Raw genomic sequence first — 6,489 nt, forward strand, 5'->3', positions numbered from 1 at the left:
AGACCGTGGAGGACGCGACCCTCTATCTGCGCAGCCGCCGGCTCGCCGACGAGCTCGGCGCCCGCGCCCTGGAGACCCTGGCGGCCGAGCGCAGCGTCGACGGCGCGCCGGAGGTGCTGCGCCGGGTCCGCCGGCTCCTGGCGTTCTACCGCACCAGCGAGCCCGTGCTGCCGCCGTGGATCGAGCGCTTCGTCAAGGCGGGATACGCGCACTACTGCACCCTGCTCCCGACCGCGTTCACCGACGAGGACGCCGGTGTCCGTCAGGTCGCCGCGATGCTCGGCTTCCTGTTCAGCATGGAGAGCCTGGCGCTGTCGCTGGGCTGTGACCGCACCCAGCTGGAGCTGGCGGTCGCGCAGTCCCACCCGGAGGACCCCCCGAAGACCGCGCTGCTGTGGGCGGCCCGGACCCAGCTCGGCCATCTGACCCGCGCGGACCTGCGGGCGCGGTGCGACGAACTGCTGGACAACCCTCTGGTGGTGCCCGCCTACCCGCGCTACCTCAGCGGCTTCGTCCAGGCCCTGGAACCGGTGCCGGGCCTGACCGACTTCGTGGTGGAAGCGGTGTCGAACGCGTTCGCGCGGCTGCCGGATCCCGTGCTGCTGCCCTGGCTGCCGACCCTGATCACCACCCTGCGCGACGGCGGCGCCGAACTGGCGCCCCTGCTGATCCGCGAGGCGGGCCGGATCTTCCCGGGACGGCTGGCGGCGCTGGACGCGTGGGTGCCGCCGTGGCGGGAGGGACCGGCTCCGGATGCCCCGGCGTCGGCGCACCGGGCGGAGGCCGGCCCGGGTGTCGCGCTGCTCGCCGCCCACCCCGCGGCCTGCGACGCGGTGGCCGGTCTGCTCGGTTGCGACGGGGCCTGGCAGGCGGCGCCCGCCGGTCCGCGCGGGGCGGCACTGGTGGGCCGTCACCCCGACACGGCGACGGCACTGGCGGTGCTGCTGGCGGCCGGCTGACACCGGCCGGGCCGCCGGCCGGGGCGGGCGCCAGGGGCGGGCGGCCGGGGGCGGGCGGACCCGTCCGGAGCCGGGTCGCGGGCCGGCGACCGGACGGGGCGCAGGGTAACCCGACTGAGCGCCCCGGATGGTGCGATGCCGCGGCGTGGCTGACGGTAGATCACGTCAAGGCCGGGTCACTTCAGCTGACAAAGCCCAGCTGCCCGGCTGCGACGGAAGGACCCTCGCATGCGTTCTGCCCGCATGTTGCTCGCCACGGCAGCGGCCACGGCCGCTCTCGCGATCGCCACTCCCGGCGCCCACGCGGCCGGCGACGACTGGAACAACGATCAGGACTCGTCCCACAGCAAGGAGCAAGGCAAGGACAGCGACCAGGACTCGTCTTCCGGCAGGGATCACGGCAAGGACGGCGACGACGACCCGTCCTTCGACAGGGGGCACGACGACGGCCGCGGCTACGCCTCGCCGCGCGGGGGAATCCACGCCGGTGGCGGCATGCTGGCCTCCGTGCGGGCCGACGACTGGGTTCCCAAGGTGGACCCGAAGCAGGACCCGGAGACGTACAGGAACGACAACAACAACGACTTCGGCGGCGGCAACAGCAACAACGGCCGCGGCAACGGCAACGGCAACGGCAACGGCAATGGCAACAACGGCCGTGACAACGGCAACGGCAACAACGGCCGTGACAACGGCAACGGCAACGGCAACAACGGCCGCGACGGCGGCAATGGCAACAACGGCCGTGACGGCGGCAACGACGGCGGCGGGCGCGGCAACGACTTCGGGAACGACGAGCAGGACCGCCCCAGCGGCGGTATGCACACCGGCGGGGGCGCACTGGCCTCTCCGGGCGTCTCCACCGGCGGCCTGGCGGTGCTGGGGATCGGGGCGGCAGGCATGTACGCGTGGCGACGGAAGAAGGCGGCCGAGGGCGCGTCCTGACCGTGCCTGACGCGGAGAGCAGCCGGGTCGCCGCCGGCCGCGTCCCGTGACGGCCCGGCCCGCCGTCCGTGTGCCGTTCCCGCTGAGCTGCCGAGCCGTAGTGAGGTGGTATCCGATGACAGCCCCTTCTTCCTCGTCCGAGACCCGCTCGACGAGCATGTGGCTGTGGGGCACGGCCTTCCTGGTGCTGGCGATGATGCTGGCCGGTCGGCACGGACCGGCCGACTACGCGTATCCGCCGCGCACCGTCCAGACCGGAGCGGCGGCGGCCTCGGGTGCCGCGTATCCGGTGGGCAAGCATCTGCCGCGGGCCAGGCCCGAGCGGCTGCTCATCCCCAAGATCGCCGTCGACGCGCCCTTCTCCGACCTCATCATCGGTCCGACGGGGCACCTGCAGCCCCCGGCCGCGGACGACACCAACCTGGTCGGCTGGTACGCCCACGGGGCCTCGCCGGGCGAGACCGGCACCGCGATCATCGCCGGGCACGTCGACACGACGACCTCCGCGGCCGTGTTCGCGAACCTCTCGGAGCTCGAGAAGGGCGACAGGTTCTACGTCACCCGCGCCGACGGGCGCAAGGCGTCGTTCGTGGTGGACGACGCCGAGAAGTTCGAGAAGGACGACTTCCCCGACCAGCGCGTCTACGCCGACACCGGGCAGGCCCAGGCGCGCCTGATCACCTGCGCGGGGGACTACGACCACAAGGCCAAGGACTACACCGAGAACCTGGTCGTCTTCGCCCACCTCGTCTGACCGGCGGCACGGCGGCCAGGAGGTCCGTCCTAGCGGTCCCCGGGCGCGGGGACGGCTCGCAGGCCGTCGATGACGAGGGTGAGGATACGGGCCGCCCTGGCCTCGCCGTCGCGCGCCGGGTCGATCCGCCACAACACGCGCCGGCTGGTGCGTCGCGGAACTCCTGCGGCGCGGATACCACGTGCGCACGACCGTACGCACCCCGGACCGGCAGCAGGCGGTCGTGGACGCCGTGTCGACGGTCGTCGACCCCGCGGGCCGGCTCGGGTTCGCGGTCGCCGACCTCACCGCCGACGAGGGCTGGGACACCGCGCTCGAGGGCGTGGACCGGGTGCTGCACGTCGCCTCCCCGCTCGGAGTGACGGACGCGCAGGATCCGGACGCCCTGATCGCCACCGCACGCGACGGCGCGCTGCGCGTGCTGCGCGCCGCGGCGGACGCAGGGGCGCGGCGAGTGGTGATGACATCGGCCGCGAACGCCGCGAGCCCCTCGTCGTACGCCACCGAAGGCGTGACCGACGAGACGCTGTGGACCGACCCCGACGACCCCACCCTCATTTCCTACCGCCGCTCCAAGACCCTCGCCGAACGCGCCGCCTGGGACTTCGTGCGCGACCACGCCGGCAAGACCGAACTGACCTGTGTGCTTCCCGGTGCGGTGTTCGGCCCCGTCCTGACGGCGGACACCCGGGGCTCCGTGGACATCGTCGGCCGCATGGTCTCGGGGAAGCTGCGCGTGCTGCCGCGGATCGGCCTGGAGATCGTCGACGTACGCGACCTCGTGGACCTGCACATCCGGGCGATGACCTCGCCCGCGGCCGCGGGCGAACGCTTCCTCGGCACCGGCGAGTTCATGTGGATGGCGGACATGGCCCGGGTCCTTCGCGAGGGCCTCGGCGCCGACGGTGCCCGGGTGCCCACCCGCCGGGTCCCGGACACCGTGGTCCGTCTCGCGGCCCGGTTCGGCGACGCGCAACTGCGGGAGATCGTCCCCGCGCTCGGCCGCCGCAACCGCCACACCACCGCGAAGGCCGCCCGGCTCCTGGACTGGCGGCCGCGGCCCGCCGGGGAGACGGTGCTGGACTGCGCGCGGAGCCTGATCGGACACGGGACGGTCCGAGAGCTTTTCCGAGTCCCCGGCGCGTGACCGGAACGATGCGGTCGGCGGCTCCGGTCTGCATCACCGACGCGCGGGCGGAGTCCTCTCGGTGAGGGGCGTGTCCGAGAGGGCGGGGGGTCGTGCTCATGACCGATACCGGGGAAGAGCCGTACAGCGGGGGACCGTGGCCGGGGGCGCACCGCCCCGGCGGGGTCACGAGACGGCGGGTGTGGGGAACGCTGGCCGTGCTCACGGGAGTTGTGCTCATGGTGTTCGGGGCGATGACCCTGCGCGGACCGGGGGACGTCCCGGAGCTCTCCGTCGGCGTCGCGCTCGCTCTGCTGGCTCCGGGTGTCTACGGCGTGTGCGCGGGCGCGGTCGTCGTGCGCCGCGCCCGGGGGCGGCTGCCCGAGTCGCTCAGCATGTGGGGACTGATGACCTGGTTCGCCATGGTCGCCGCGATCCCGGCGGTCGCCTACGGCTCCACGGTGGGCGGGCCCGCCCTCGTCGCGGGGGTGTGGGGAGCGCTGGTGCTCCTCGGCTGCTGGTTCGTGCGCCACGAGAGCGAGGACTGACCGTTCCCGCCCTGGCGCGGACGTACGGCGGCAGCCGTCCAGGGGCGGTGCGGCACTCGCGGACCGCCACCGGGGCGGGGCAGGATGGGCCCGGAACCCGATGGTCAACCGATAGGGAGGAACGGGCAGATGCCGCACGAGCGAGCGGGCAGGCAGGCCGGACCCGAGGACCTCATCGACGTCGCCCGGCTGGTCACGGCGTACTACGCGCTGCACCCGGACCCGGCCGACCCAGGACAGCGCGTGGCGTTCGGCACCTCCGGGCACCGCGGATCGTCCCTGGCGACGGCCTTCAACGAGGACCACATCGCCGCGACCAGCCAGGCCATCTGCGAATACCGGCAATCCCAGGGCACCGACGGCCCGTTGTTCCTCGGCGCCGACACCCACGCCCTGTCGGAGCCCGCCAGGGTCACCGCCCTGGAGGTGTTCGCGGCCAACGACGTCACCGTGCTCATCGACAGCGCCGACGGCTACACGCCCACCCCGGCCGTCTCGCACGCCATCCTCACCCACAACCGGGGCCGCGCCTCGGGCCTCGCGGACGGGGTCGTGGTCACCCCCTCGCACAACCCGCCCGCCGACGGCGGCTTCAAGTACAACCCGCCGAGCGGCGGACCGGCGGGCTCCGAGGCGACCTCCTGGATCCAGGACCGGGCCAACGAGATCATCACCGGCGGACTCAAGGACGTACGACGGGTGTCCTACGCGCAGGCCCTCGCCGCCCCCGGCACCGGCCGCTACGACTTCCTGGGCACCTATGTCGCCGACCTGCCCGGCGTGCTGGACCTGGACGCGATCCGCGCGGCAGGCGTGCGCATCGGCGCCGACCCGCTCGGCGGGGCCTCGGTCGCCTACTGGGGCCGCATCGCCGAGCAGCACCGGCTCGACCTGACCGTGGTCAACCCGCTCACCGACCCCACCTGGCGGTTCATGACACTGGACTGGGACGGCAAGATCCGTATGGACTGCTCGTCGCCGCACGCCATGGCCTCGCTCATCGGGCAGCGCGACCGCTTCCGGATCGCCACCGGCAACGACGCCGATGCCGACCGGCACGGCATCGTCACCCCGGACGCCGGGCTGATGAACCCCAACCACTACCTGGCCACCGCCATCGCCTACCTGTTCGCCCACCGCGAGCAGTGGCCCGCCGGCGCGGGTATCGGCAAGACGCTGGTGTCGTCCGGGATGATCGACCGGGTCGCCGCCGACCTCGGCCGTCAACTGGTCGAGGTGCCCGTGGGGTTCAAGTGGTTCGTCGACGGACTGATGGACGGTTCGCTGGGCTTCGGCGGCGAGGAGTCGGCCGGCGCGTCGTTCTTGCGCCGGGACGGCTCGGTGTGGACCACCGACAAGGACGGCATCCTGCTGGCGCTGCTCGCCTCCGAGATCACCGCGGTGACGCAGAAGACGCCGTCGGAGCACTACGCCGCGCTCACGGAGCGCTTCGGCGAGCCGGCCTACGCGCGCATCGACGCCCCGGCGACCCGGGAGGAGAAGGCGCTGCTCGCCAAGCTCTCCCCGGCACAGGTCCGCGCCGACACCCTCGCCGGGGAGCCGGTCACCTCGGTGCTCACCCGGGCGCCGGGCAACGACGCGCCCATCGGCGGCATCAAGGTGACCACCGCCAACGCCTGGTTCGCGGCCCGGCCTTCGGGCACCGAGGACGTCTACAAGATCTACGCGGAGTCGTTCCTCGGCGCCGATCACCTCGCCCGGGTGCAGGACGAGGCGAAAGAGGTGGTGCTGACCGCGCTCGGCGGCTGACCGGGGCGCGGTGGTGACGGAGTGCGCGGCCGTGACGGAGTGTGAACGGCCGACTCCCCGTTTGAGGTGCCCCGCCAGGGGTCACCCGGTGCGGGAGGAATCGCACGCCGACAGCGGTTTGGAGTGATCGTCAGTGGCTCGGGAACAGAAGGGCAAGGCCAAGAAGGAGCAGATCAAGGGCAAGACGAAGGAGACGGTCGGCCGCATGCTCGGCAACGAGAGCATGGCCGCCGAGGGGCAGATGGAGAAGTCGAAGGGCGACGCCCGTCAGGCCAAGGAGAAGGCCAAGGACGTCTTCAAGCACTGACACGGCGCACGACCGTGCGTCACGGCCCGGCCGCCCCGGCGGGCCGTCGGGACACGGGGGTGCAGGTCGCGCGGGCGGTC

At 73.1% G+C, this 6,489-nt stretch carries 5 protein-coding genes and 2 pseudogenes; all 7 read left to right on the forward strand.

The genetic code is table 11. The annotated features are described in order from the left end of the window. Nucleotides 1-959: pseudogene (locus ABT085_RS42420) on the forward strand (DUF5682 family protein); the annotation flags it as partial. Between the two features lie 228 nt (nt 960-1,187). Next, nucleotides 1,188-1,904: a hypothetical protein gene (locus ABT085_RS42425; RefSeq protein ID WP_351621326.1), complete on the forward strand. Its 717-nt coding sequence runs from the start codon at nt 1,188-1,190 to the stop codon at nt 1,902-1,904. A gap of 115 nt (nt 1,905-2,019) precedes the next feature. Next, on the forward strand, nt 2,020-2,658 hold the full coding sequence (locus ABT085_RS42430; RefSeq protein ID WP_351621329.1) for a class F sortase: 639 nt from the start codon (nt 2,020-2,022) through the stop codon (nt 2,656-2,658). A 160-nt stretch (nt 2,659-2,818) separates the two neighbouring features. Next, a pseudogene (locus ABT085_RS42435) lies at nt 2,819-3,805 on the forward strand (NAD-dependent epimerase/dehydratase family protein); the annotation flags it as partial. A gap of 197 nt (nt 3,806-4,002) precedes the next feature. Continuing rightward, complete coding sequence (locus ABT085_RS42440) at nt 4,003-4,332, forward strand: hypothetical protein (protein WP_351621335.1); 330 nt, start codon at nt 4,003-4,005, stop codon at nt 4,330-4,332. Nucleotides 4,333-4,461: 129 nt separating this feature from the next. Next, nucleotides 4,462-6,102: a phosphoglucomutase (alpha-D-glucose-1,6-bisphosphate-dependent) gene (pgm, locus tag ABT085_RS42445; protein WP_351621338.1), complete on the forward strand. Its 1,641-nt coding sequence runs from the start codon at nt 4,462-4,464 to the stop codon at nt 6,100-6,102. Between the two features lie 133 nt (nt 6,103-6,235). After that, nucleotides 6,236-6,409 (forward strand): CsbD family protein, encoded by a 174-nt coding sequence (locus tag ABT085_RS42450; RefSeq protein ID WP_351621341.1) that lies wholly within the window; start codon nt 6,236-6,238, stop codon nt 6,407-6,409. The last annotated feature ends 80 nt before the right edge of the window (nt 6,410-6,489 follow it).

The organism is Streptomyces sp. NPDC002265 (assembly GCF_040296125.1).
Classification (GTDB): domain Bacteria; phylum Actinomycetota; class Actinomycetes; order Streptomycetales; family Streptomycetaceae; genus Streptomyces.